Origin of the sequence: Marinoscillum sp. (assembly GCF_965229915.1) — a bacterium.
GTDB lineage: Bacteria > Bacteroidota > Bacteroidia > Cytophagales > Cyclobacteriaceae > Marinoscillum.
On the sequence record NZ_CBDDJZ010000001.1, the window covers coordinates 1451079 to 1475739 of the forward strand.

The following is a 24661-nucleotide window of genomic DNA, read 5'->3' on the forward strand; positions in this document are numbered from 1 at the left end:
TTGGATAAGTAACATGACGAATCAAGAAATTATACGTAAAGCGACTCAACTTGCACTTAAATTCACAGATGAGAGTGAAATACCAGTTCGTTATAAGAAGAAATCAAAAAAGAAGTTTGATCCCGATTCCAAAATTGAAATAAACTTTCAAGAACAAATTCAAAGGTGGAAGGAAGTAATCGAGAGTATTCTAACTCACATAAATGATCCTGATCAGGCTTTAAGGTTTATTGATTCAAAACCAATAGTAGAAGACAACTTAGCAACTGTCACAAAAAATCAAGATTTTCTAGACTTCTTGAATTTTCTGATCCAAAGGCGTGATGTTGACAACTGTGGTAGTTCTGAACTTGGTAGTCTTTGTATGCTTCATGGGGTATTGCAAAAGAAGATAGAATCTCAAATAGAATCATGAAATATTTAGCGCTTGATGTTGAAACTGCCAACTCAGATTATTCGAGTTTATGCCAAATTGGAATTGTAGAATTCGAAAATGGTAAGGTAATTAGGAAGTGGAGTTCACTTATCAATCCAGAATCATATTTTGATCCTTTCAACACTTCCATTCACGACATTAGTGAAGAGAACATTATTGACTCACCAACATTTCCAACTCTTTATGAACAACTATCTGATTTTTTGACTCAGAAATTTGTTGTTCACCATATGCCATTTGATAGAATTGCTCTATCAAGAGTATGTAAGAAATATGATCTACCTGATATTTCAGCTAAATGGATTGATTCAGCTAAAGTATCCAGAAGGACTTGGGAAAAGTTTGCAAGGAGTGGTTATAGCCTATTTAATGTCTCCTTATCATTGGGCATAAGGTTTCAACATCATGATGCTTTGGAAGATTCAATTGCTGCTGGTCTAATTTTTCATGAGGCGTGCAACATAAAAAACTTGTCTGTTGAAGAATGGTATGAACGACTAGGGCACACCGGAAAAAGTTCCAACTCCAAGAAGGCTATAAAACTTGAAGGCAATGCAGATGGAGAGCTTTATGGAGAGACTCTAGTTTTTACAGGCACTTTGAGTCTTGTAAGAGATGAAGCTGCAAGAATGGCAGCAGAACTTGGTTGTAACGTGACAAATTCTGTAACAAAGAAGACAACAATGCTGGTTGTTGGTTTTCAAGAAAAGGACAGACTTGCTGGATATGAAAAAAGTTCAAAACATAGGAAAGCTGAAGAGTTAATAAAGAAAGGAAGCCCTATCAAAATACTCTCCGAAGAAGATTTCAAAACTATTATTGATCTCGAGTAATGAAAATCCCCCGCCCATTCTGATTTGCAATCCGTATGAAATAATTAAGGAATTTGTCATTCCCTGTAAGACTGAAATTTCATCCCCTGCCAGCCTTCCTTTTAGCCTACTGAAATAGCGCTATGTCGTTTTTGATTACCGAACCAACAAAAAAGCAGAGCCCTCTCGGGCTCCACTCACTATTCACCTCTTTTGGCCTGGTCAATCAGGCAATACCACTTCATTGAAACTACCTGACAGCTCCAGGACTCTCTCAAATTCATCCGTACCTTCAAAATGGAAATTGCCCCAGATGGTACTGCCACCCTCGGCCTTGCGGTCTACTTGACTAATGTTGATTTCCATATCAATATTGAAATAAACTCCACCAGAGTAATATGCACCATCCTCCTCGGTGTAGGTTCCTTTTTCCACCAGACCATCAGCATCTTTGATGAATATCGCTGGAACTCCCGTGCCCAGGCGATATTTAATAAAAAACTCCTCATAAGTGGAGCCGTCAGATTTATACTCCGCCGCATCCACAAATACGCGGGCACAGTCTCCATTCAGTTTTCCATTTTGATCTTCAGCACAATCATCCTCTTTTTCGCATGACCAGGTGGTTGCGCCCAGGATTACTAAGAAAAGCAGTTGTCTCATTTTCATCATCATTTTTATTTATCCAGGTAATATATCCAGCTACTCTCATCTTTACCCAACACCCCCATCAATCTCGGAAACACGATGATGTCACCAGTTACAGCTCCATTACCATGCAAACCCATAGGCGCAGTGATGAGCTGAGTCGCTCCTTCCATATCTACTTCTGTTACCTCCTTGCCATCAAACTGCACCGTCTTGCCTGCCAGGCCACCGTACATCACACCTTTGAATGGCACGAAACCCGGAGAAAATCCTACATCCACCGAGAAGTTATCTCCTCCCCTGGTCCAGGTATCCGTAGCAATATCGTATGCGTATTTTCCTGCGTAGATCTTGCCTTGGTAGGCAAACGAGTGGTCCCCTACTTTGCCACGCTCCGGCCGATCCGCTAGCTGTTTCCAGGAGTTGGTTTCAGGTGTATACTCATAGAGGTAGTACATATTTCCGATTCCAAAATAGCCTTTACCTCCATCTGCAACACCTAATACCGGATAGCTATAGTTGCTTGGATCCGGGAATGCGCCCAGGTTGAGAATGGTCGAAACCAATTCCGGCAGCTGCCCTTTAGTCGTCCAGCTATTGGCAGCAGGATCATACTCGTAAAGGTTGGAGTTATTGCCTACCAGATAGCCTTTTCCATTGATAGAAAACCCAGCAAACGCCTTGAAGTCAACCAGATTGGGGATGTTGGCCATTTCTTGCCAGCGGAAAGCTACGGTGTCCAAACGATACCAGTTGTTGAACATTCCGAACCCACTATACATGCTTCCATTGATGGTCATGGTCACGGTTTGTTTGGTTTTGCCTCCGGGAAAATCGAGGTAGTGTGTTGCCCAAACATGGTTTCGGTGTACCGTAATGTCTTTGCAAAGCTGCTCCGTCTTGCGACCGCCTGACTCCAGTTGCACACACATGGTCCCGCTGGTCAGCAACTCAAAATTCTGATTGCCAACCATGTCGTAAATTTCCCCGGAGTAGTCCCAAATATACTCTGCACTGCCACCAAAACATTCACCAGCGATGTAATAGACATTTCCACCGGAAGCGTTGTGATAGGCCACATTTTGATTGAGTGTGTAATCTTCCTCTTCCAGCGGCTCGGAGGTGATCGGACAGTCTGCATCCTCGTCATCAAAAAGACCACAACCCGTAAACCCGACCAAAGACATCAGCAACAGTATCGATAGTAAATTCTTCATGATTCGTGTGATTTAAAATGGATTACAGAATTCCGTCGATCCGGTTAGTTCCGTTCCTTCTCCTTTGAAGTAGGCAAACTTTCCATCGGTATACTCAAAGGTGGAGATACCACCAGATTGTGATTTGAGGGTGAAAGTACCAGCTATACAGCCAGCCTTGCCCTGAGCTGGTGGATCAAAAACTAACAATGTAAGCGAACCTTCGGTGATCTCATCTGCTCCGAAGATTTTACCCTCAAGCACCGGATAGGCAGTATTCAGCATTACTCCCTCCACGGGAATTGAAAACGCTGCATTGATTTCAGGTGTAAGCGACTCGTCATTTCTGGCAGACAGAATCACTTTAGCAGAAGTGGTATTCGCATTCCAGTAAGTCACTTCTACATTTCCCATGCAGTGATCTTCACCATTTCTAGTCGCGGTAGCCCATTGGGTGTCTTCACACGGGTCTGTCGGTTCGGGAGTTTCTTCACAGCCGGTAAAGGTGACCAACCCCATAAATACGATGATCATAAAGAATCTGTTCATGGCTTATTTCTTTAAAGAGTTACAAACAAAGTCATCCCACTGGAATCCCAGATCTTTCATCTGATCCTCACTGCGCTCTGAGATATCAAAAGGTGTCAGGACTCGATCTCCCATTCGGACAAAATCCAGCTCGGCATGGATAGAAGCGATGGGATTGACACGAGAAAGTGCCGGATCTACCCCAAAATCCATGTAAAAAACCTTGGCAGCAGCGGAAACCTGAGGAATCTCTAATGGATTGATCTCGTGATTGGGCTCAAAAATGGCAGAAGTGCCTTCTGCATAATAAAAGTTCGGCCCAGCAATGGAGGAATAAACCCGACGTTCATTGACATATCCTTTACGATTCCCATCAGAGTCCACAGCCAACCCAATAAAGGTGGTACCGGCATTTGCCTGATACCCGAAGGAAAAACGCATTTCCGCATAGGCTTTCTGATCGGTAGCGGAGATGGCATCTATGGTGCCATTGAACCACGAACCAACCACGGCATGGAGTTCTCCATCCTCCTGAACCTGAATCAGCCGAACATCCTTGAATGAGGTTGGATTAGGAATGTCTACAATCAATCGTCCATCCTTTACCTTGACTGTGGCCTCCGGGTTATTGACTTCTACCTCCCATTTAGTACAGTCCGGTGTGCGATCATCTTCTTTCACACATGAGCTCAGCGTAATTAATGCAGCTATTGTCAACGCGACTACAATGAATTTCATAAACAGAACCATTAAATGTGAATACCTATTCCGTATTGTTGTCGCTTGATGCGGTTGCCCCAATCATTGAGACCATAGACAATTTCCGCATTGACAAACACCTTTCTCCAACGCACTTCAAAAGTCTGATTGAGAATATTGGGCTTTACATCGGGAGCAACTTCCAATGGCTCTTTACCAAAAGTGAAAGCATAGGAGCCTTCATAATGAAGCCAGAATCCCGTATTTCCAATAGCCGCATCTGCCATCCATGCTGGTCCCGCTGCACCATAGTAATAGCGCGTACCGCTGGTATTTTGATCAGAATCCTTATCCGTGTGAAGACCTTCGATCCCATATAGGTAATCACCGGCATGAAGTCCTAATGAGAGCTGAAAATAGTCATTGTAGAGTGCAGAGAATGCAAAGTTGTGCCAGCCCACCAGATTTGTCAGATAAGGCGTTCCTGGTTCGGTTTTTTCCAGAATCCCACCAGTGTATAAAACCGAAATGATATCTCCCAGTATTTTATAGCGATGACTATTTTGATATTTACCCCATCCAAATGTGGATTTGCTCTGACTCCAGTCAAACACCACGGTACTATGCTTTTCATTTTCTATTTTACCTGACCACTCATTTGTCAGCGATCCATAAAACAGTGCAAAGCGGTTCGTTTTGACGCCTGCTAGTGGATAGGCGGATAGTTGAGCCATGCCGGCATGCGCCAACCAGCCCAACAAGAGAAGTAAAACAATCTTTTTCATTTGTGAATAGTTTTTCACAAAGTTCAAGTGTTCACACTGTGCTTTCTATCGACTTTATGAGGTAGATTTGGCCTACCTAGTGGTAGGTAGTCTCCCTAACGATTATTGCTTTGAAATTTCTCCAGATTCTCACGCTTACCCTGACCGTCATTGCTAGTCAACAGGCATTTGCTCAGGACCTTGTCTATTCCGACTCCCTGAAAACGGCTTTAACCCAACTTCCCAAAGACCAGCAGATTGATCTACTGTGGACGCTGGCACGTGAATATGCCGCTTCGGATTCACTAAAGGCCATAGAGATCTTCCAGCAATTGGAACAGTCTTTAGCTGATCCCAAAAAGGTAGATGCAATGAAGCTTGGGATTGAGGCCAACCTCATGGAAGCAGCCAATCAATTAGAAGCAGCCAAAAAAGCCTACTCAAACGCCTATGATGCTCTTTTAGCAACTAACCAAACTCAAAAAGCAGCGCAAATCAGCAATGACTTAGCGGCATTGTATGGACGACAAAGCCAGTTTGACTCGCTGAAGCTGTCGGCCGAGAGAGCTTGTGACCTTTTTGTCACACTGGGTGATACGCTGGGAATGGTACCAGCCTACTCCAACGTTGGTCGGGCATACCAGCTCATGGGCCAATTTGATTCAGCTCTTGTGACCTTTTTTAAAGCGATTGAGCTCATGGAGGCTTACGAACCTTCTCCTTTATTGTCGAAAATCCACTTGAGACATCAGGGGAATGTCTATAACAACATAGGGATTACTTACATGGAGCAAGAAGATTTGGAAAGTGCCAAGAAATTCTATGACAAAGCTGTAAAAAAGAAGAAAGCACTTGGAGACCTCAAAGAGGTTGGAAATATGATGCTCAACATTGGTGGCATTAAGTTTCAGGAGGGTGATCCAATTGCGGCCAGGGGTTATCTGGATAGTGCAGCTTTTTATTACGAGAAAACCAGACATTCCCTGGGTCTACTCCTTTGTTGCACCAATTCGGCTGCCGTGTCCAATATGGTGGGTGAATTCGCAAAAGGAATTGAATATGCGAAGGATGGTGCTCACATAGCCAAAGAACTCGATGATCAAACCAATGTAGCACTAAACTATATTCACTTAGGTACTGCCTATTGGAGGTTAGGAAATAAACGGCTTTCGAATGCTTATTTGGATTCTTCAGCCATGATCAGTCGAGCCATTGACTCCAAGCGAGTGATGAGCGAAGTGCAAAATTTAAAATATGAGTTTGCACTGGAAGATAAAGACTTTGAGAAAGCCCTGACTTATCGCAACGAGTACTTTGCTACTAAAGATTCCATGTACCAGGTCCAAAAATCAAGAGAAATTAGCGAACTGGAAACGCAGTACAAAACATCAGAGAAGGAGCAGGAGATTGCTTTGCTGGAAAAAGAAAATGAACTCAATGAAGCGACCATTCAACGGAATACCTTTTTACTGGTGGGCTTAATCATTCTGCTTGTCTTACTTATTGTCATCTTTTACTTTATCCGTTACCGCACCAGACAGCAGCACCAGGCGGTCTTGCAGGAACAAAAAATAAGAATGCGTGAACATCAGATGCAGGCAGTTATCGACTCGCAGGAGCGAGAGCGCAAGCGATTTGCCACAGATCTACACGATGGCATGGGACAGCTGATTTCTGCACTCCAGCTCAATATTCAATCGATGAATGAGGTAAATGGAGATCATGACAAGCGTGATCAACTGTACGGCAACTCTACTACCCTACTTCACGACATCCATTCCGAAATACGCAACATCGCCTTCAACCTGATGCCACAGACACTGATGAAAGCAGGTCTGGTAGATGCACTGGAAGAATTAATTCACCGGATCAACAAAACCGAAAAAATCAAAGTCAATCTGTCGGTATACGATTTGGATGAAAGGCTCCCCGAAGTAGTGGAGGTGTCTTTGTATCGCATCATTCAAGAGTTTCTCTCCAACATCATGAAATACAGTAAGGCAGAAAATGTCTACCTCGGCATCACCAATCATGAGGACGAACTGGTACTGACTATAGAAGACGATGGCTTAGGTTATGACCTTGAGAAGTTCAAAGTGAGTGAAGGCAATGGCTGGCGCAACATTAACTCAAGGATCAACCTAATCAAAGGCGAGCTGGATATCGACACTTCGGAAGGCCAAAAAGGCTCCTCCGTCGTAATCAACATCGATGCGAAGGACATTGAGCGATTGAGAAGTGTTGAGGTGGCTTCCAATTAAAATTACTTGATGGAATAGTGGTTTTACTGATTTTGTTTTAGAAATGAACTTAGATCTAAAGCCTAGCATCTAAAGTCTCATTTATGCCAACCCATGCTTAAAGGCGTACTTAGTCAGTCCAACGAGGTTAGTCGTTTTGGTTTTTTTGAGAATGTTTTTGCGATGGGTTTCCACTGTCTTTTCGCTGATCAGCAGAATTTCCGCTATTTGCTTGGTGCTGTACTCTTTTACGATCAGTTTGACGATCTCTTGTTCTCTTGGGCTAAGCTCACTTGAATTGGACTTTTCTGTATGATGAATGAGCATCTGAGAGATGTTTTGTGTTAGATAGATTTTACCTTCAATCACACGATCTAGTGCTTCAATGATTTCCAGATGCGTATCACTTTTGAGTACAAATCCATCTACTCCCATCTTCAGTAGTTCTTTCACAACTGACGGTTCATCATGCATACTCAGCACAATTGTCTTCAAGTCAGGGCACATTGTTTTGGCCATTTGTACCAACTCCATACCGGTCATACCAGGCATCTGGTAGTCGGTGATCAACACGTCATAGTCGTTTTGTTTGAGTAGTTCCAGAGCTACATCAACCGAATGAGCAGTATCCTTAATTCGGAACTTTTCAGTAGACGCCTCTATGACCGATTTGGTGCCCTCCAACAAAATGCGGTGATCGTCTACCAGCAAGATTTCCACAATGGCCATGCTTCTATTTCTTTGAAAATGTAATCTTTCTATAAATTTCACCGAATATCTATCATTCTTCGGTAAAATTCTTGATTAATGACCGGGCATTTTATCAGTCGAACAAGGCATTATCCGTATACCTGATAGTAGGTAGAACCTATAGCGTTTTGTCCATCAACACATAATCCTTCCCCCCTTTCTGGAAGGTTTTGTCCCTTCTCACCAGCCCAAACTTTTCGTAGAAGCCCGTTTTAGTTACTCGGGCATTGCACCATACATTAGTGACTCCTTGCTCACTCAACCAACGGAAAGTATACTGTAACAGCTCGCTCCCATAGCCTTTACCCTGATGAGATTCTAAGGTCGCAAACTTCCGGAATTGAGCTTCTTGCCCTTTGATGAAAATAGAAACCACAGTCACCAGAATCCCATCTACGTACAACCCAAAATGAACTCCCTCATCGTCTTCGGGTAGCTTAGCATAGTCCAGCGCTTTGTCCGGCCACATGACTTGATGCCTGATAGGCCAGGTTTGGTCTGGAGATATCTGTTCAATTTGCATGGCACAAAAAAAGTGAACTCCTCTCGAAGTTCACTTCCTATTTCTTTTCAATTTGATCTTTTAACCTATTGCATTGCTGATTTTATCGGCCAATGCAGCCATTTCTTCAGAAGTCAAGGATAATTTGGGCTGAGCAAAGTTCATGTCATTCACCCCATTGATTGGAATCAAATGCACATGCGCATGGGGCACTTCCAGCCCGATGACGGTCACACCTATCCGTTCGCATTCCACCACCGATTCAATGCCTTTGGCCACTTTCTTCGCAAAAACATGCAGCCCAGCTAGCGTATCATCCTCCAAATCAAATATGTAATCAACCTCTTTCTTAGGAATAACCAATGTATGTCCCTGAGCAAGTGGATTGATATCTAAAAAAGCCAGGTAATTCTCATCCTCAGCTACAATATGAGCTGGTATCTCTCGTGCAATTATTTTAGCAAAAATAGAAGCCATTAGTAAGAGATGTCTATTACTTCAAATTCCATTTCGCCAGCAGGTACTTTGATCTTAGCCAATTCTCCTTGTTTCTTACCCAGCAACCCTTTTCCAATCGGAGATTTGATAGAGATCTTGTTCATCTTTAAATCAGCCTCTTCCTCAGCTACGATTTGATATTTGACCTCCATTCCATTCTTCTTATTCTTAATAGTGACGGTGGAAAGTATACCTACTTTGGACGTGTCCAAACTAGATTCATCGATCACTCGTGCATTACCGACCACTGCTTCTAGCTTAGAGATCTTCAACTCAAGCAGTCCCTGTGCGTCTTTCGCTGCGTCATATTCAGCATTCTCACTAAGGTCACCCTTATCACGAGCTTCAGCGATTTGCTTGGCCATGTCCGCTCTACCCTTTGTCTTCAGGTGGTTCAGCTCTTCCTTAAGCTTATCCAATCCCTCCTTAGTATAATAATTTACTGCTGACATATTAAAATTTCGTTAACTGTGTAAAACAAAAAAGAACGGCCCAAAAGGACCGCCTTCTCTTATAGTCGTGTTTCTTAATTCTTTATCGTAGATGGCAAATATATGTGTTTTGCCAATGATTTACAATTACTTGATCTGAGCGAGCCCCTCCTTTTTCAACTTGGATACAAGCACTTCATTGATCCGCTCATATGACTCAAAGGTCCATCCAGCCACATGTGGTGACATCAATATTTTATCATTTTGGACCAATTGGTCAAATTCCTTTTGTTCAGCATCGCTGAGCTGATTGATTTTTTCATTTTCCAGTACGTCGAGTACTGCTCCAATTAACTTACCACTATCAAAAAGTTGATTTACAGCATCTAACCTCAGCACCTCTCCTCTACTGGTATTAATGATTACTTTGAGGTTTTTAAACTTGCTCAGATACTCTCCATCAAATAGTCCGCGTGTTTCGCTAGTAAGTGGCACATGAATACTCAAAATTTCCGTTTCTTCAAACAAAGTGGTTAAGTCCACACGAGCAACCCAATCAAGTTCCGATCCCTCTTTATACTTGTCATAAGCCAGAATGCGACAGTCAAAGCCTCGAAGCTTTCGAGCAAAGGATGTTCCCATAAACCCATAGCCATAGATGCCAACCGTTTTTCCTTTTAGCTCCAAACCACGGTTGCCTTCACGGTCCCAGATTCCACTCTTCACTTCCATATTGGCTCGATTCAAGTTATGAAATAAGGAAAGCAACATGCCTGTGGCATGTTCACCCACAGCATCTCTATTGCCTTCCGGAGCATTGATTAACTTGATCCCTTTAGCAGTCAGGTATGGATAATCCACTTTGTCAATCCCTGCACCAGCTCTGGCCACGAATTTTAGCTTGGTGGCTTTGTCGATAAGCGATTTATCCATGCTGAGTTTGCTACGAACCATAATGCCATCGTATTTATGGATAATATCATGAACTTCCTCCGGAGTAATGGACGGCCGATAGTCTGCTTCAAATCCAGCTTCCAGTAGCATAGGCACGATACTATCGTGCATGAGATCAACAATGAGTATTTTCTGATGGACAGGGTTCATAAATTGTAGAGCATGTGAGCAACAGAGAAATAAACGGCAAGACCCAATAAATCGTTCGCGGTGGTAATAAATGGACCAGATGCCAGTGCTGGATTTACTCCAAACCTATCCAGAATAAGCGGAGTGATTGTACCCATAAGCGAGGCAAGCAGCACTACACTAAACAAAGCAATGGACACTGTGGCTGCAAGTGGTTGATTTCTGTTAATAAGCATTACTACTCCGAAGACCATCAATGCGAGTATGACTCCATTGACCACTGCTACGAACAAGACCTTCAACAACCGCTGGAAGAGACTACCAGCAAAGACATTGGGATTGGCCAAGCTCTGAACTACGAGTGATGAAGATTGAATACCCACATTTCCACCTGTCGCGGTGATCAGGGGTATAAACAAAGCTAAAGCTGGAACGATGGCAATATCGCCTTCAAACAAACCCATAAACTGGGCACCCAGAAGTCCCCCAACCATACCGATAACCAGCCAGGGTAGTCGTGCTTTGGATAGCATCCAGACCGTATCGGCTTCTTCCACATCGGCACTGATACCAGCCATCATCTGACGCTCTTCCTCTGCCAGCTCTGTAATTACATCTACTATATCATCTATCGTAATCCGACCTACCAACTTACCTCTGGCATTGACCACCGGGACTGCTTCCAGGTCATACTTCTGCATGATTTGGGCTACTTCTTCTTCATCCATATAGGTCTCCACAGCCACTACCGTATCATCATAGATATCGGCAATTTTTGCCTTATCTCCTGCCAGAATAATTCGTTTTAGAGATACCTTACCAACAAGCTTGCCCATATCATTCACCACATAAACGGAGTACATTTTCTGCACATTTTCAGCTTGTTTTCTTATCTCCTCTATACACTGGAGTATGGACCAGTTGATATTCGCTTTGATTAGCTCTTTGGCCATTAGTCCACCTGCCACATCTTCATCATACCGCAGCAGGTCCATGATGTGACCAGCCTTCTCCTCATTATCAATGAACTTGATAACTTCCTCGCGCTTTTTGATAGACATCTGATACAGGATATCTGCGCAATCATCTGAGTCCAAAAATTCCAGATATTGAGCAAGAGATTCTGGAGAAAACTCCGAGATGAAGTTTTCTCGAACATCGTCCTCCAGGTCATTTAGAATGGCAGCATCAATCTCCTTGGGCAGTAGATTGAAGACATACTTACACTCCTCAGCATCAAACTCGTATAGCAATGCAGTAATATCCGCAGGGTTGATCCCTTCCAATGATGATTTGATAAACGCCTCATCTTGTTCATCCAGCGCTTGCTGGAAGCGTTCGAGATACTCCTTGCTTAATTCGAACTCCATTACTAATTCACTCATGAAGCTATGTGATTGGTCAGTTGGACAAACTCTGCAACCGTGAGTTGCTCAGCCCTCCGATCGAAAACGGCTGCATCTGTTGCAAACTCCAAATTTAGATCTTTTAGTGCGTTGCGCAAGGTCTTACGTCGTTTTCCGAATCCGGCTTTGACCACTCGTTTAAACAGTTGCTCATCACAGCCCAAATCACCCACAGCATTCCTAGTGAGACGAATGACAGCCGACTGCACTTTGGGCGGTGGGTTGAAAACATGAGGTGGTACGGTAAACAAATACTCGATATCATAAAATGCCTGTAAGAGCACACTTAGTATTCCATATGTTTTGTTACCTTCTTTTGCAGCTATCCTGTCTGCCACTTCCTTTTGAATCATGCAGACTACCTCATGCACGTCATTTCGGTGATCCCAGATTCGAAAAAATAACTGGGAGGAAATGTTGTAAGGAAAATTACCAATCACGGAAATTGGTGTGGCCAGTTGATTCAGATCATATTTTAAAAAGTCCTGAAGTAAAAACTGATCTTGATGATCCGGATACTGTTCTTTCAAAAACACCACGGACTCTGCATCCACGTCAAATGCTTTGAAATGGTCATGGACTAACAGGTGCTTGGTTAACACTCCTGTACCTGGACCTATTTCCAATAATGTGGCAACATGTTGCTGCTGCAGACTATCCACAATTTTAGTGGCAATATTCTCGTCTTTGAGAAAATGTTGGCCTAAATGCTTTTTGGGAGAAACCTGTTTCAAACTATCCGGTTACGTTAAAATGATTTAAATTTCCGCGCTGTAAAAATGATAAATATGGAGGATTCTTCTCATAAGAAAGATCACAAACCTGTAATTGGTATTTCGATTGGCGACATCAATGGTGTTGGGCCTGAGGTAGTCATCAAAGCGTTGAATGACAACAGGGTTTTGAAACACCTGACACCAGTCATTTATGCTGACGGACGAGTTATCTCTTTTTACAGAAAGCAATTGGACCTCCAGAACTTTAACTATAACCAAACCAAGTCGATCGACAAAATTCATCACCGGAAAGTCAACGTAATCAATCTGAACGAGCAAGGTGTAGATGTCACTCCCGGCAAGGCCACGACTGAAGGTGGTAATTATGCATTGATTTCTCTGAGACGCTGCATGGAAGACCTTAAAGCGAACAAAATACAAGCGTTGGTGACCGCACCTCTCAGCAAAGAGTTAGTACAGGCAGATGACTTTAAATTTCCTGGGCACACAGAGTACCTGACTCAGGAAGATGGTGCCAAGGACAGCTTAATGTTTCTAGTAGCGGAAGACTTAAGGGTTGGTGTGGTAACTGGGCATATTCCGCTCAAAGAAGTTTCTAATCATGTTACAGAAGAACTGGTCGGTAGAAAGCTCGAGCTAATGATTAAGTCACTCAAAAAGGACTTTGGCATCAAAAAACCACGAGTAGCCGTATTAGGGCTGAATCCACACGCCGGTGAAAACGGACTACTGGGCGCAGAAGAAGAAAAAGTGATTATACCGGTAATCAACGAATACAAAAACAAAGGAAACCTGGTATTCGGCCCTTTTCCAGCAGATGGCTTCTTTGGAAGCACTCAGTACACCAGTTTTGATGGTATTCTGGCTATGTACCATGATCAGGGTCTCATTCCATTCAAAAACATTGCTTTTGCCAACGGAGTGAATTTTACCGCTGGTCTTTCTTTTATCAGAACTTCTCCAGACCATGGAACAGCTTTTAACATTGCTGGAAAAAATGAGGCAGACGAGACTTCTATGCGCAATGCGATCTACACTGCGGCAGACATTATTCGAAACAGAGAAGAATTTCAGTAAATCAAGCAGTTAAATAAGTTTTTTTATATCTGGTTTATTCCTAAATTTGCGGTTCTTTAGGCGGATAGAAGAAAATTGCGCATGAAAGGTTTGAGAGAATATCAAATAGATATCTTCAGTTTAAGCCACAAACAACACGAGTTTGAGTTTAAAATTGATGACCAGTTGTTCTCTCAGTTTGAGGAGCGAATCGTGGATCATGGGAGTGGTGTATGCCACTTACAACTTGATAAATCAGAAACCATGATGACCCTTCACTTTCACATTGACGCTCAGGTGGAGTTGATATGTGATAGAAGCCTTGACGCATTTGACTATCCGATGGAGATAGATGAGCAAGTCATCATTAAGTTTGGTGAAGATAATTATACCCTCAGCGAGGAAGTAATGGTTATCCGTCAGGATACACCTAGCATCAACATTGGGGACTTTATCTATGAATTCATCACCTTGGCAGTGCCTCTGAAGAAGTTACATCCCAGATATGGTGATGAGCTGGATGAAGATGACGAGCCAGAGATGATATACACTTCTCACGACGAGCCGGATGAAGACCAAAGTCAGGAAACGGATCCGAGATGGGAAGCTTTGAAAAAATTGAAAGGAAATAAATAGAACTAGAATAAAATGGCGCATCCTAAGAGAAAAATTTCGAGGACTAGAAGGGACAAGAGAAGAACTCACGTAAAGGCAAACCCTAAGAATTACGTGATTTGCCAAACCACAGGTGAAGCTCACCTTCCACACAGAGCCTTCTGGCATGAAGGAAAACTTTACTATAAAGGTAAAGTTGTGATGGAAAAGGAAGTTTTGGCTTAAGTTAGCCAAACAAAGCAAACATTATGGCAAAAATCCGAGCGGCAATCACAGGAGTTCAAGGTTACGTACCTGACTATGTTTTAACCAATCAGGAACTTGAAACCATGGTCGATACGAACGACGAGTGGATTCAATCACGAACCGGAATAGTAGAAAGAAGAATCCTTAAAGGAGACAATCAAGGTACCTCGGTGATAGGTGCAGAGGCAGTAAAAGGGCTTCTTGAAAAGACCAACACCAAACCCGAAGAAGTGGACCTGATTATCTGTGCTACTGTGACGCCCGATATGCCATTTCCTGCTACAGCAAATATTGTGGCGGATATGGTCGGTGCAAAAAATGCATTTGGATATGATCTAAGTGCAGCTTGCTCAGGATTTCTATATGCACTTGCTACCGGAGCCTCATTCATAGAGTCTGGTACCGCTAAGAAAGTGATTGTGATCGGTGCGGACAAAATGTCCTCAATCATCGATTATACAGACAGAACCACCTGTATCATCTTTGGTGATGGAGGTGGTGCTGTTTTATTGGAGCCTACAGAAGAAGAAGTAGGTGTTATGGACTCTATCCTAAGATCTGATGGGTCAGGAGCTCCATACTTACACATGAAAGCCGGTGGCAGCAGAAAACCTGCCACTGCAGAAACGGTAGCCAATCGGGAGCATTTCGCTTACCAGGAGGGATCTACAGTTTTCAAATTTGCCGTTACTAACATGGCTGATGTAGCAGCTGAAGTAATGGAAAGGAACCACCTATCGGGAGATGACATTGCTTGGCTGGTTCCACATCAAGCAAACAAACGTATTATTGATGCGACAGCTCGTCGCATGGGTGTCGGGGATGACAAGGTAATGCTGAACATCCAACGATACGGCAACACCACCGCGGGTACACTCCCGCTTTGCCTGTGGGATTACGAATCACGGCTCCACAAGGGCGACAATGTAATTCTAGCTGCATTTGGTGGTGGCTTCACCTGGGGTGCTACCTGGCTGAAGTGGGCATACGATCCTAAATAAACTTAAATAAATCATGGCAACAACTGCAGATTTCAGAAATGGTCTCGTGATTGAGTACAACCACGACCTTTTCGCAATTGTGGAGTTTCAACATGTCAAACCTGGCAAAGGTCCTGCGTTCGTTAGGACCAAACTGAAGAGTTTGACTACTGGCAAAGTAATCGACAACACTTTCTCAGCGGGACATAAAGTCAACACAGCGCGAGTGGAGAGAAGAGACTATCAATACCTGTACAAGGATGATCTGGGTTACCATTTTATGGACAGCAACACCTTCGAGCAAATACCAGTACAAGAACATCTAATCAACGCGCCAGAGTTTTTGAAGGACGGTCAGAACGTAGAAATACTCGTACATGCAGAAGAAGAGAAGATTCTCGGAGTAGAGCTACCGCAACACGTAATTCTTCAGGTTGTTTACACAGAACCTGGCCTTAAAGGAGATACGGCCACCAATGCCAGTAAACCTGCAGAACTGGAGACTGGAGCCACTATTCAGGTTCCGCTTTTTATTGATCAGGATGAAGTAATCAAAGTGAATACGGAGACCAAGTCATACGTAGAGCGAGTGAAATAAAATAATTACCTTTATCAGCTAATCTATTTTGAAAAAAAGGGACATCCCTAACTCTCTGATAAACAACAAAAAAGCTAAAGAACGCATGAAAGCAAAAGAAATTCGCGATTTAATAGATTTCATATCGGGATCTGGATTGGAAGAGGTCAACATTGAAACTGAGGAGTTCAAAATCAATGTAAAACGATCTTCACAACAAGTTTCTGTAAGTGCGCCTGCTCCGGCTGCTGCTCCAGCTCCAGCACCTGCTCCGACTCCCGCGGCAGCTCCAGCTGCTGAGGCTCCTAAAGCCACAGAACCTGCATCTAGTGGAGCTGATACCAACCTTGTAACTGTTAAATCACCGATGATCGGTACTTTCTACAGATCAGCTAATCCGGACTCCGATCCATTCGTGAGTGTTGGTGACACGGTAAGTAAAGGAGATGCGGTGTGCATTATTGAGGCAATGAAACTTTTCAATGAAATCGAATCTGAAGTTTCTGGAAAAATCGTAAAAGTACTGGTAGAAAATGCTCAGCCTGTTGAGTACGACCAACCGTTATTTTTAGTAGATCCATCTTAAATAATCATACATCGTGTTTAAAAAAATACTGATAGCAAACAGAGGAGAAATTGCCCTGCGTGTGATTCGTACATGCAAGGAGATGGGTATTAAAACCGTAGCTGTTTACTCTACGGCAGATGCCGACAGTCTTCATGTACGATTTGCTGATGAAGCGGTGTGTATTGGACCACCAGCTGGAAAAGAATCCTATCTGAAAATACCTCAAATCATTTCTGCAGCAGAAATCACCAACGCTGATGCGATCCATCCAGGCTATGGATTTCTCTCAGAAAATGCTGAATTCTCAAGAGTATGTGATGAATATGGCATCAAATTCATTGGTGCAAGCGCCGAAATGATCAATGCCATGGGAGACAAAGCTACCGCTAAAGCAACCATGCAAGCAGCAGGTGTGCCTACTATCCCAGGCTCAGAAGGCCTTTTAGAGTCCATTGAGCAAGGCTTGGAGATTGCTGAAGAAGCAGGATATCCTATCATGCTCAAAGCCACTGCCGGTGGTGGAGGCAAGGGTATGCGTTTGGTAAAAGACAAGAGTGGCTTCAAGAAAGCGTGGGATGATGCCAGACAGGAGGCCGCAGCATCTTTTGGTAATGATGGTCTCTACCTTGAAAAATTTGTAGAGGAACCAAGACATATTGAAATTCAGATTGTTGGTGACAGCAGAGGACGCGCTTGCCACTTGTCTGAAAGAGATTGTTCCATCCAGAGAAGACACCAAAAACTGGTGGAAGAGACACCTTCTCCGATCGTCTCTCAGGAACTTCGTGAAAAAATGGGACAAGCTGCTATCAAAGGAGCTGAAGCCATCAATTACGAAGGAGCTGGCACCATCGAATTCCTTGTTGATAAACATGGAGACTTCTTCTTCATGGAGATGAACACAAGAATCCAGGTAGAGCACCCAATCACTGAAGAAGTGACTGATTTTGATTTGATCAAAGAACAAATCAAAGTGGCCGCTGGTGTGGAAGTGTCTGGTAGAAACTATTACCCTCAACTTCATTCGATAGAGTGTAGAATCAATGCGGAAGATCCGGCTAATGGTTTCAGACCTAGTCCAGGAAAAATCACCAACCTTCACCTACCGGGTGGACATGGTGTGCGTGTAGACAGTCACGTGTATGCTGGATATGTGATTCCTCCTTTCTATGATTCCATGATCGCTAAGCTAATCGTAAGTGGTCAGTCCAGAGAGGAAGCGATTGTACGAATGAAGCGTGCACTACAGGAAATGGTCATTGAAGGAATCAAAACTACGATTCCATTCCATATCAAGTTGATGGACGATCCAACATTCAGATCTGGTAAATTCACGACGAAATTCCTGGAAACATTTGATTTTTCAGACCTCTAACAGAGGTAATTCATAATTGATCGAAAAGGTCTTTGTGCTGAACAAAGACCTTTTTTATTTCGTTTGGAAGTTAAGGCAGAATAAAATCCTACCTGACTATCTTTGTAGTTTCAAGCTTAGACACCACGAACAGATTTGTCCACGACATCCAAAAAAAGACTCACAGAGGAACAACACGAGCTAGTGGCTGAGCTGGTGCACAACGCCCTGCAGAAGGCTGTCACCTCTATGGCGCAAATGCTCAAAATCAGGGTGGACGCTTCTCATATAGACTTCAATACTGGCCACGTGCCTACTATTCATGACCTGGATTTACTAGGGCGATTCAAGGCACATCTGGTTAAGCTAGTATTTAGCGGGGATATTCGTGGGGCATTTTACTTTATCATTTTGGATCATGAAGTAGATCTGATCAATTCGGTGTGCCTACCTGAAGAATTTAAATCTGAAAAGCGTACTGAAAACAAGCTGATGAAGCACGGATTCATGTCTGAGATAGAAAATGTGATTGCCGCGCTATCGATGAAAGAAATTTCAGAATACCTGGGAGTGCAATTAGAGCTGAAAGTACCTCAGATTCAGATTATCCCTTGTGACCAGGTTAATGAGTTTTTTGAAAAGGAAAATAAGATATACAATACCGCCTTTCATGTGAAGTCTGTGCTGAAAGGAGTAGCTGTGAATGTCTCTCCCTACTTTATCTGGATTCTGGATAACAACTTCATGGATATCCTACGGCTCAACACTACCGAGTAAGCTAGTTACAGGGCACAACCGACGATCAGCACATCATCGATCAGCATGTGTGACCCACTCCAGGTTTGCATAAATTTCAAGATGTTCTCTTTCTGCTCCATCATGGCTTTGCCATATTCAGCTTCAAGGATCTCATTTACCTTTTTCTTGCCGAGTTTTTTTCCTTCGGGACCACCCATTAGGTCTTTAAATCCATCACTGGACAAGTAGAAGTTAGACTTCACACCTTCTTTGAGTTCCACATTGCGGGTGTTGTAATGATGTGGATACTCCCACATATCACCAATCTGCATCCGGTCTGCTTTGATCACCTCCAGTTTTCCATCCTGAACGTGAAAAAGATCGGTTTTAGCACCAGCATATTCAATTTTTCGGATGGCCAAATTGATTTTCAGCACGCCTACGTCAGCACCAGTGCCAATCTGCATGTTTTCTCTCTTCTTGAATTTCAAGCCGATCTTATGGTGTAGATATCGCAGAATAGTTCCCGGATCTTTGATGTCTTCCTCCTGGACAATCTTCTGCAGTGATTGCGTGTACACACGGGTCATCATACTGGCCAGGTGTCCATGCCCCATGCAGTCAAATAAGATAATGTATAGATGCTCTCCATCTTGATGAACCCAAAAACCATCACCTCCAGCTTTCCCGATCATCGGCTTGTTGATGACGAAAGATTCAATGACACTAGCCATCAACTCTTCCGGAAACAAGGAAAAGTAGTTTCTTTGCGTTTCGTCCTCTCCGATTCCGAGGTTAAAGTAGGTTGGTTCTTGTTGACTCATATTTATTGCAGTCCAATAACTACGTAAGCTTCATGATTGTTCCATACAATTGGAATGACGTAGATAGAAACATCATCTGGTATTTTTAGCTGAGAGGGCATTCCCTGAAAAACTACAGGCACTGAAATCATGAAGTTAGCACCCAGGTTTGCTCGCACATTACCAGCAACCACATTTGAAATTTCACCAGCCATATCCAGAATATCCTCATCGGATGGATCATCAATCCCTATAAAAATCTTGATCAGATCCTCATACATATGACGGTCAGCAGAAATATACACAAAACCCTTTCGGTTACCAGAGATACCGATCATACCTGTATAGTCCTTCAATATCAACCCTTCGGATTGCTTGATGTAAGGAACATTCAGCTCTGAGTCTACTTCAGTAAGATGCCGGAAGTAATTGTTCACTGAATTGATGAACAGATTACAAGTAGCATCAAATTCTGCTTTGCTAGTTTTCATTTCGTTTTAGTAATCTATCAAACGCATTCGCCAGATCTTCTGCATTTACAGGCTTGTACAAGAAGCCTCTGGCTCCTTTATCTAATGCTTTTAAGCCCGTAAGCTTATCAGACAGGGCCGTGATGATCATTACTTTGGCTGTAGGATGTACCACCATGATTTCATCAAGGCAAGATAAACCGTCCATTCCAGGCATAGTTATATCCAAGGTAATCACATCTGGCTTCTTTTCCTTGACAATCTCAAGAGCTTTTTGACCATCAGGTGCTGTACCGATGATCTCAATATCGTAATCTTTGAGATTCTTTTCAATAATTCGCCTCATTATGGACGAGTCATCAACTATTAGCAGTCTCATCTACTTCTGGTTCTACTGTCATACTGCCTGTCACCGGCAGTTTAATAATCATCTGAAAATATTTTCCTTCTTCAAAACTGGTGTCAAAGGATCCTGACATTCCTTCTATCAGGTTTTTTACCAGGTTCATTCCCTGACCTCTACCAGCATGCTCATCCACCTCCTCAGAGGTAGAGAAGCCTTCTTTAAAGATCAGGTCGACCACTGTCTGTTCATCCATTTTATCAGCTTCAAACTCACTCACAATACCCACCTTTATTGCTCGTTTCTTGATGTCTTCAATGTTCAGTCCACGTCCATCATCTTTGTAGGTAACCTGTAGCAACTCTTCTTCCGGTTGATCCAGATCTATGGTGATGCTACCTCGCACAAGCTTCCCGATATTGGAGCGTTCGCTTTTATCTTCTATACCATGCTTGATGGAATTGCGGATTAACTGGATCATGATATCTCTGAAGCTATCGATCTTTTCATTTGGCAATACCAAATTCAGATCGTTCTTAAAGAAGAAATCCACTGGTTTATCCATTTTCTCAGAAATCACTTTTACGGCTCTTTCCAATGAATCAATCAGCATGATGTTAGATACCACGTGCCCTCCAGACGGATATTTGCGATAGATATCAGCAACTTTTCTGAGCATTGAGCTCATATCATCGATCATCTTATCAGCATCATCTATTTCATATAGTATGGTCAGGAAGTCCTTTCCATTAATGTCTTTTTCCTTGAGCTCCTCGATGGACTCTTCCACCTCATGAAACTTCTGACTCATGATGTCCAGCCCGATCACCACTGCGTTACCTTTCAGGTTGTGGATGGTCTCAAAAGTGAATTGCAACAACTCCTTGAACTTACCTTCTCTATCGGTTTCATACCGCTCAGATATACTTCGAAGAGTCCGCTTGGCATTGTGTAGGAACCCACGAATCAATGAAGGGTCGATTTTCAAAATACTCAATACCTGTTCGGTTTCTTGCTTCTTCTTCTTCTCGGCCTCTTCGAGATGTTTCTGCAGCAATACTGCCTCCGTTTCGTCAGACACAGTCACCATGATATTGGCGATTTTATCCTTCCTCCAAATACGTGTGAAATTTACCCGGATATACTTGGTAGTGACAAGTCCTTCTTTTTCACTATAAATCTTTACCTGCTCTATAGGATTGAGCTGATTCACCACATCTTCGTCCATGTCTTCATTGAAGAGGTGGCGCATGAACATCTCTAGTGCTTCCAGATCCCGAGGAATGATTAGAGGCCTCATGAAGTTAGAAAAATTCTCTCCTGCTATTTTATCCACTCCAAAGATCTTTTCCATAGACTTAGAGTAGAGCTTACTCATCTTCTGGTTTCGATCCAGCAAAAATATCCCCTGATGGATGTTTTGGAACACCATCATGGCCACTCGATAGATGTTGTTGTAAAGGAACTTGGCTTTATCACGCTCTTTCCTGAGGATATTGTGAGATTTTACTATCTCACCTGCCATCACATTAAATGTCTTGGCATACTGACCGATTTCATCTTTGGTAGGAATGGAGACACGCTTCGAGAAATCTCCTTTGGAGAACCGAATGGCATATGCTTCCAGATTCTTCACGTTGGTCAAGAGATTGGTGACGATTATGGACATTAGCCAGAGAGCCAATACCCCAATGATCACATCCAGCACTATAAATGTCCAGAATTTGCGAAATGCAGAGCTGGCCAAGGTTGAAGTCCTGGTTAACAACCTTTTCGATATACTGTCCTCTACTTTTTTCAAGGAGTTGATCTTGTTGGTAGTCATTTCATACCAATAGTTCGGATCCACATCAAAATTAGTGCGTGTGTGTAGCACACTTCGCAATCGCTCCACTTCATCTACATCATGCCCTGCTACCAACCGGTCATAAGTATCTCTAGACTCCTGATCTGCAATCACTTCAAAGGCATCTGTATAGGAGTCTTGCTCAGCAACCAATGAGGTGAAAGTAGCATAGAGCTCATCATCCATTGCTTTTGCTGCAAACGCCTGGGTACCAATGGCACGCTCGATACTAGCACGCTCTTTGGATTTTAAAAAGTAAATGAGTGCATGAACCTGTTGTGCTACATCCTTATCCCTGGTTTCATTGATCAGCTGATCCACGGTGTTGAGAGCCACATTATTGATGTCAGAGAAATATTTCAGGATTTGATAACCATCCAGGGACATGTTATCGATACGCTTTCGAATATCCTCTATTTGAGAAAAACTAGTCTTTAGCAACTCAATATCATTGGTATGCCTGATCAATACCTCTACCAACTCCGGGTTGTCCAATTCCTCGTAGAAACGATTCAAGGTACTATCGGTCAGCTGGCGCTGGTGCTCAATCTGTCCCTCAAATTCATATCCTTCGCTGGAAACAAAACCAATAGCCATGCTGCGTTCCTTCTGCAGCTGATGTACTACATGGTTTATTTCTATTCCCAGATTGATCGTTTTGTTCAGCCGATCTGAATCTTCATAATCCAGATAATTGTGCTGAATCTGAAAGTAATCGAAACACAGAATTATGATGATCAGTGGTATCAGTACCACTGCGAACTTTATTCGTATAGGCAGGTCATAAAGTATTTTCATACTTTAAATGGAGTTAGGTGGTGATTGTTCATTTACATTACTCGATTAACGACCTCAATCAGTGCTTCAGAGGTGAAAGGTTTTACAATATACTCAGATGCACCAAGTTCTTTACCTTTATTCACAACTGTTTGCTGACCAACTGCGCTAATCATAATGACTTTAGACTCGAGTCCCTGATCTCTCAACACTTTCAAAATTTCAAACCCCATCATATCAGGTAGGATGTTATCCAAAGTAATCAAATCAGGCTGAGTATCCAGCGCCAGGTCTATGGCAGTCTCACCATCTTTGGCTTCACCTACTACCTCCAAACCAGCTTCCTCTAGAGCGCTTCTGATCAAAGATCTCATGTAGATCGAGTCATCAACTATAAGTACTTTCTTGCTCATATTCTTTATTTATTAAAAGATTTACCTATCAAACCAAATTTTTAATTTTATCAACAAATTCTTCCTGGAATATCCAGATAAAGTCAGGTGAAATATCTAATTCCTGACCATGAAATATTGCTTTGAAGTGAACGATCGCATCAAATTCACCTACTTCTTTCTCTACGAAAGCATTGATTTCAGACCCTTTCACTACTTCTAGTGAAGGGACATGTCCATAGATCTCTAACCCCAGGAAGTTAGAAAACTCTGTGATTACTGCTGCAGCCATCATGTTGTCCATTTCCGTAAGGAATCCCATCTTCATCATCTTACTTTCTGGAGAATTGGACTCTACAATATTAGCCGGTAGACACGCTTTTAATACTTTAGTCACTTCATCTTCACTAAAGATCAGGTGACTGGTTCCTTTCAGCTCTCCGATCAGATTGGTCCTGATCACATGAACGCTTTGATTCGCAGAATTCTGGTATTTAGGCAGCGGTACATCATCATTACTCCAGTCAATCTTCTCCATCTTGATGGGGCTCTGAAGTATCTGCTCCATGGACTTTTTAGCCATAGACATGCCATCAAAAACTAGCTTTGATGCCACCTCCAACTCGTTTTCATTTAATTTATCAAGCATAGGTTATTCTGGTTACTTAATGCAATCTCTTAAAATTGTATTTTAAATCAATATTTAGTCGATCAAAACAAGGTTTAATCTGTTGGACACAGAAAATTCATGGGTCAATCGATTTAAACCCTGAACTAAGCAGAATGTCCTGTCATTCACCCTTTCAGAGATAAGGCCACTTCTTCTAGTACTTTCTCTTTGGTAAATGGTTTAATAATATAAGCATTTGCTCCCAAACCAAGACCTTCCTCTATCGCTGATTGCTGCCCTACTGCACTAATCATGATCACTTTACAAGTAATCCCCTGCTCTCGCAAGACTTTCAATATTTCGATCCCAGACATATCAGGAAGTATGTTGTCCAGTGTCACCAGATCAGGTTTGAGTTCTACAATCAAATCAAGAGCTTCGGCTCCATTTCGAGCTTCACCAATGACATTATAGCCATTCTCAGTGAGCATGGTTTTGATCGTTGCCCGGGAATACCCAGAATCATCCACAACTAATATATTATGGCTCATTTGCT

30 protein-coding genes are annotated in these 24661 nt (G+C 42.7%); 11 read left to right on the forward strand and 19 right to left on the reverse strand.

Annotated features, from left to right (window positions below):
* Positions 1–13 precede the first annotated feature (13 nt).
* Both ACO067_RS06230 and ACO067_RS06235 read left to right on the forward strand, forming a co-directional pair.
* Entirely contained in the window at positions 14–415 is a 402-nt protein-coding gene (locus ACO067_RS06230) for a hypothetical protein (protein WP_421871984.1), read from the forward strand.
* Positions 412–1269, forward strand: coding sequence for an exonuclease domain-containing protein (locus ACO067_RS06235; protein ID WP_421871986.1), 858 nt, complete (start codon positions 412–414; stop codon positions 1267–1269). The genes ACO067_RS06230 and ACO067_RS06235 overlap by 4 nt, the downstream gene beginning before the upstream one ends.
* A gap of 201 nt (positions 1270–1470) precedes the next feature.
* Here ACO067_RS06235 and ACO067_RS06240 read toward each other — a convergent pair whose 3' ends face one another.
* Genes ACO067_RS06240 through ACO067_RS06260 form a run of 5 tightly spaced genes read right to left on the reverse strand, consistent with a single transcriptional unit; the run spans position 1471 to position 5104 of the window.
* On the reverse strand, positions 1471–1911 hold the full coding sequence (locus tag ACO067_RS06240; protein WP_421871988.1) for a hypothetical protein: 441 nt from the start codon (positions 1909–1911) through the stop codon (positions 1471–1473).
* A gap of 14 nt (positions 1912–1925) precedes the next feature.
* Complete coding sequence (locus ACO067_RS06245; RefSeq protein WP_421871991.1) at positions 1926–3113, reverse strand: hypothetical protein; 1188 nt, start codon at positions 3111–3113, stop codon at positions 1926–1928.
* Positions 3114–3125: 12 nt separating this feature from the next.
* Positions 3126–3641, reverse strand: coding sequence for a hypothetical protein (locus ACO067_RS06250; protein ID WP_421871994.1), 516 nt, complete (start codon positions 3639–3641; stop codon positions 3126–3128).
* Between the two features lie 3 nt (positions 3642–3644).
* Positions 3645–4358, reverse strand: a complete 714-nt coding sequence (locus tag ACO067_RS06255; protein WP_421871997.1) for a hypothetical protein — start codon at positions 4356–4358, stop codon at positions 3645–3647.
* Between the two features lie 11 nt (positions 4359–4369).
* Positions 4370–5104 carry a hypothetical protein gene (locus ACO067_RS06260; RefSeq protein WP_421872000.1) on the reverse strand — a complete coding sequence of 245 codons (735 nt, stop codon included), beginning with the start codon at positions 5102–5104 and terminating at the stop codon, positions 4370–4372.
* A 110-nt stretch (positions 5105–5214) separates the two neighbouring features.
* On the opposite strand from ACO067_RS06260, the gene ACO067_RS06265 reads away from it, so the two are divergent.
* Positions 5215–7344, forward strand: a complete 2130-nt coding sequence (locus ACO067_RS06265; protein ID WP_421872003.1) for a tetratricopeptide repeat protein — start codon at positions 5215–5217, stop codon at positions 7342–7344.
* Between the two features lie 81 nt (positions 7345–7425).
* On the opposite strand, the gene ACO067_RS06270 is transcribed toward ACO067_RS06265, so the two are convergent.
* The 7 genes from ACO067_RS06270 to rsmA all read right to left on the reverse strand — a co-directional run bounded on the left by ACO067_RS06270 (position 7426) and on the right by rsmA (position 12727).
* Positions 7426–8052 (reverse strand): response regulator, encoded by a 627-nt coding sequence (locus ACO067_RS06270; RefSeq protein ID WP_421872005.1) that lies wholly within the window; start codon positions 8050–8052, stop codon positions 7426–7428.
* A 139-nt stretch (positions 8053–8191) separates the two neighbouring features.
* On the reverse strand, positions 8192–8596 hold the full coding sequence (locus tag ACO067_RS06275) for a GNAT family N-acetyltransferase (RefSeq protein ID WP_421872008.1): 405 nt from the start codon (positions 8594–8596) through the stop codon (positions 8192–8194).
* Positions 8597–8656: 60 nt separating this feature from the next.
* Positions 8657–9052 (reverse strand): HIT family protein, encoded by a 396-nt coding sequence (locus ACO067_RS06280; protein WP_421872011.1) that lies wholly within the window; start codon positions 9050–9052, stop codon positions 8657–8659.
* Positions 9052–9525, reverse strand: a complete 474-nt coding sequence (gene greA, locus ACO067_RS06285) for a transcription elongation factor GreA (RefSeq protein ID WP_421872014.1) — start codon at positions 9523–9525, stop codon at positions 9052–9054. The genes ACO067_RS06280 and greA overlap by 1 nt, the downstream gene beginning before the upstream one ends.
* Positions 9526–9651: 126 nt before the next feature.
* Entirely contained in the window at positions 9652–10608 is a 957-nt protein-coding gene (locus ACO067_RS06290) for an NAD(P)-dependent oxidoreductase (RefSeq protein WP_421872018.1), read from the reverse strand.
* Positions 10605–11972: a magnesium transporter gene (gene mgtE, locus ACO067_RS06295; RefSeq protein ID WP_421872021.1), complete on the reverse strand. Its 1368-nt coding sequence runs from the start codon at positions 11970–11972 to the stop codon at positions 10605–10607. The genes ACO067_RS06290 and mgtE overlap by 4 nt, the downstream gene beginning before the upstream one ends.
* Positions 11969–12727, reverse strand: a complete 759-nt coding sequence (rsmA, locus tag ACO067_RS06300; RefSeq protein ID WP_421872023.1) for a 16S rRNA (adenine(1518)-N(6)/adenine(1519)-N(6))-dimethyltransferase RsmA — start codon at positions 12725–12727, stop codon at positions 11969–11971. Before rsmA ends, mgtE begins: the two co-directional genes overlap by 4 nt.
* A gap of 54 nt (positions 12728–12781) precedes the next feature.
* Between rsmA and pdxA the strand changes: the two genes are divergently transcribed.
* From pdxA to ACO067_RS06340, 8 genes are all read left to right on the forward strand, one after another.
* Complete coding sequence (gene pdxA, locus ACO067_RS06305; RefSeq protein WP_421872026.1) at positions 12782–13807, forward strand: 4-hydroxythreonine-4-phosphate dehydrogenase PdxA; 1026 nt, start codon at positions 12782–12784, stop codon at positions 13805–13807.
* Between the two features lie 81 nt (positions 13808–13888).
* Positions 13889–14422 (forward strand): YceD family protein, encoded by a 534-nt coding sequence (locus tag ACO067_RS06310; protein WP_421872028.1) that lies wholly within the window; start codon positions 13889–13891, stop codon positions 14420–14422.
* A 12-nt stretch (positions 14423–14434) separates the two neighbouring features.
* A complete protein-coding gene (rpmF, locus tag ACO067_RS06315) occupies positions 14435–14626 on the forward strand; it encodes a 50S ribosomal protein L32 (protein ID WP_258101832.1) in 192 nt (63 codons plus the stop codon).
* A 23-nt stretch (positions 14627–14649) separates the two neighbouring features.
* Positions 14650–15648, forward strand: coding sequence for a beta-ketoacyl-ACP synthase III (locus ACO067_RS06320; protein ID WP_421872031.1), 999 nt, complete (start codon positions 14650–14652; stop codon positions 15646–15648).
* A gap of 13 nt (positions 15649–15661) precedes the next feature.
* Entirely contained in the window at positions 15662–16225 is a 564-nt protein-coding gene (gene efp, locus ACO067_RS06325) for an elongation factor P (RefSeq protein WP_421872033.1), read from the forward strand.
* Between the two features lie 85 nt (positions 16226–16310).
* A complete protein-coding gene (gene accB, locus ACO067_RS06330) occupies positions 16311–16790 on the forward strand; it encodes an acetyl-CoA carboxylase biotin carboxyl carrier protein (RefSeq protein ID WP_421872036.1) in 480 nt (159 codons plus the stop codon).
* 13 nt (positions 16791–16803) lie between these two features.
* Positions 16804–18147 (forward strand): acetyl-CoA carboxylase biotin carboxylase subunit, encoded by a 1344-nt coding sequence (gene accC / locus ACO067_RS06335; RefSeq protein WP_421872038.1) that lies wholly within the window; start codon positions 16804–16806, stop codon positions 18145–18147.
* 135 nt (positions 18148–18282) lie between these two features.
* Positions 18283–18903, forward strand: coding sequence for a hypothetical protein (locus ACO067_RS06340; protein WP_421872040.1), 621 nt, complete (start codon positions 18283–18285; stop codon positions 18901–18903).
* Positions 18904–18908: 5 nt separating this feature from the next.
* Here the strand turns inward: ACO067_RS06340 and ACO067_RS06345 are convergent, their stop codons facing one another.
* The 7 genes from ACO067_RS06345 to ACO067_RS06375 form a co-directional block, all read right to left on the reverse strand.
* On the reverse strand, positions 18909–19688 hold the full coding sequence (locus ACO067_RS06345; protein ID WP_421872042.1) for a PP2C family protein-serine/threonine phosphatase: 780 nt from the start codon (positions 19686–19688) through the stop codon (positions 18909–18911).
* 2 nt (positions 19689–19690) lie between these two features.
* The gene (locus ACO067_RS06350) at positions 19691–20158 is read right to left on the reverse strand and encodes a chemotaxis protein CheX (protein ID WP_421872045.1); all 468 of its coding nucleotides are present in this window, start codon (positions 20156–20158) and stop codon (positions 19691–19693) included.
* Complete coding sequence (locus tag ACO067_RS06355) at positions 20148–20483, reverse strand: response regulator (RefSeq protein ID WP_421872048.1); 336 nt, start codon at positions 20481–20483, stop codon at positions 20148–20150. The genes ACO067_RS06350 and ACO067_RS06355 overlap by 11 nt, the downstream gene beginning before the upstream one ends.
* A 13-nt stretch (positions 20484–20496) precedes the next feature.
* Positions 20497–23124: a nitrate- and nitrite sensing domain-containing protein gene (locus ACO067_RS06360; protein ID WP_421872051.1), complete on the reverse strand. Its 2628-nt coding sequence runs from the start codon at positions 23122–23124 to the stop codon at positions 20497–20499.
* 32 nt (positions 23125–23156) lie between these two features.
* Complete coding sequence (locus ACO067_RS06365; RefSeq protein ID WP_258101822.1) at positions 23157–23516, reverse strand: response regulator; 360 nt, start codon at positions 23514–23516, stop codon at positions 23157–23159.
* A 28-nt stretch (positions 23517–23544) separates the two neighbouring features.
* Positions 23545–24144 carry a chemotaxis protein CheC gene (locus tag ACO067_RS06370; protein WP_421872054.1) on the reverse strand — a complete coding sequence of 200 codons (600 nt, stop codon included), beginning with the start codon at positions 24142–24144 and terminating at the stop codon, positions 23545–23547.
* A 146-nt stretch (positions 24145–24290) separates the two neighbouring features.
* Positions 24291–24656 (reverse strand): response regulator, encoded by a 366-nt coding sequence (locus ACO067_RS06375; protein ID WP_421872057.1) that lies wholly within the window; start codon positions 24654–24656, stop codon positions 24291–24293.
* Between the last annotated feature and the right edge of the window lie 5 nt (positions 24657–24661).

Excerpts from the sequence above, each read along its gene's own strand:
- ACO067_RS06230 (WP_421871984.1), top strand. The coding sequence starts at position 14 with ATGACGAATCAAGAAATTATACGTAAAGCGACTCAACTTGCACTTAAA.
- ACO067_RS06235 (WP_421871986.1), top strand. The coding sequence starts at position 412 with ATGAAATATTTAGCGCTTGATGTTGAAACTGCCAACTCAGATTATTCG.
- ACO067_RS06240 (WP_421871988.1), bottom strand. The coding sequence starts at position 1,911 with ATGAGACAACTGCTTTTCTTAGTAATCCTGGGCGCAACCACCTGGTCA.
- ACO067_RS06245 (WP_421871991.1), bottom strand. The coding sequence starts at position 3,113 with ATGAAGAATTTACTATCGATACTGTTGCTGATGTCTTTGGTCGGGTTT.
- ACO067_RS06250 (WP_421871994.1), bottom strand. The coding sequence starts at position 3,641 with ATGAACAGATTCTTTATGATCATCGTATTTATGGGGTTGGTCACCTTT.
- ACO067_RS06255 (WP_421871997.1), bottom strand. The coding sequence starts at position 4,358 with ATGAAATTCATTGTAGTCGCGTTGACAATAGCTGCATTAATTACGCTG.
- ACO067_RS06260 (WP_421872000.1), bottom strand. The coding sequence starts at position 5,104 with ATGAAAAAGATTGTTTTACTTCTCTTGTTGGGCTGGTTGGCGCATGCC.
- ACO067_RS06270 (WP_421872005.1), bottom strand. The coding sequence starts at position 8,052 with ATGGCCATTGTGGAAATCTTGCTGGTAGACGATCACCGCATTTTGTTG.
- ACO067_RS06275 (WP_421872008.1), bottom strand. The coding sequence starts at position 8,596 with ATGCAAATTGAACAGATATCTCCAGACCAAACCTGGCCTATCAGGCAT.
- ACO067_RS06280 (WP_421872011.1), bottom strand. The coding sequence starts at position 9,052 with ATGGCTTCTATTTTTGCTAAAATAATTGCACGAGAGATACCAGCTCAT.
- greA (WP_421872014.1), bottom strand. The coding sequence starts at position 9,525 with ATGTCAGCAGTAAATTATTATACTAAGGAGGGATTGGATAAGCTTAAG.
- ACO067_RS06290 (WP_421872018.1), bottom strand. The coding sequence starts at position 10,608 with ATGAACCCTGTCCATCAGAAAATACTCATTGTTGATCTCATGCACGAT.
- mgtE (WP_421872021.1), bottom strand. The coding sequence starts at position 11,972 with ATGAGTGAATTAGTAATGGAGTTCGAATTAAGCAAGGAGTATCTCGAA.
- pdxA (WP_421872026.1), top strand. The coding sequence starts at position 12,782 with ATGGAGGATTCTTCTCATAAGAAAGATCACAAACCTGTAATTGGTATT.
- ACO067_RS06310 (WP_421872028.1), top strand. The coding sequence starts at position 13,889 with ATGAAAGGTTTGAGAGAATATCAAATAGATATCTTCAGTTTAAGCCAC.
- rpmF (WP_258101832.1), top strand. The coding sequence starts at position 14,435 with ATGGCGCATCCTAAGAGAAAAATTTCGAGGACTAGAAGGGACAAGAGA.
- ACO067_RS06320 (WP_421872031.1), top strand. The coding sequence starts at position 14,650 with ATGGCAAAAATCCGAGCGGCAATCACAGGAGTTCAAGGTTACGTACCT.
- efp (WP_421872033.1), top strand. The coding sequence starts at position 15,662 with ATGGCAACAACTGCAGATTTCAGAAATGGTCTCGTGATTGAGTACAAC.
- accB (WP_421872036.1), top strand. The coding sequence starts at position 16,311 with ATGAAAGCAAAAGAAATTCGCGATTTAATAGATTTCATATCGGGATCT.
- ACO067_RS06345 (WP_421872042.1), bottom strand. The coding sequence starts at position 19,688 with ATGAGTCAACAAGAACCAACCTACTTTAACCTCGGAATCGGAGAGGAC.
- ACO067_RS06350 (WP_421872045.1), bottom strand. The coding sequence starts at position 20,158 with ATGAAAACTAGCAAAGCAGAATTTGATGCTACTTGTAATCTGTTCATC.
- ACO067_RS06355 (WP_421872048.1), bottom strand. The coding sequence starts at position 20,483 with ATGAGGCGAATTATTGAAAAGAATCTCAAAGATTACGATATTGAGATC.
- ACO067_RS06360 (WP_421872051.1), bottom strand. The coding sequence starts at position 23,124 with ATGAAAATACTTTATGACCTGCCTATACGAATAAAGTTCGCAGTGGTA.
- ACO067_RS06365 (WP_258101822.1), bottom strand. The coding sequence starts at position 23,516 with ATGAGCAAGAAAGTACTTATAGTTGATGACTCGATCTACATGAGATCT.
- ACO067_RS06370 (WP_421872054.1), bottom strand. The coding sequence starts at position 24,144 with ATGCTTGATAAATTAAATGAAAACGAGTTGGAGGTGGCATCAAAGCTA.
- ACO067_RS06375 (WP_421872057.1), bottom strand. The coding sequence starts at position 24,656 with ATGAGCCATAATATATTAGTTGTGGATGATTCTGGGTATTCCCGGGCA.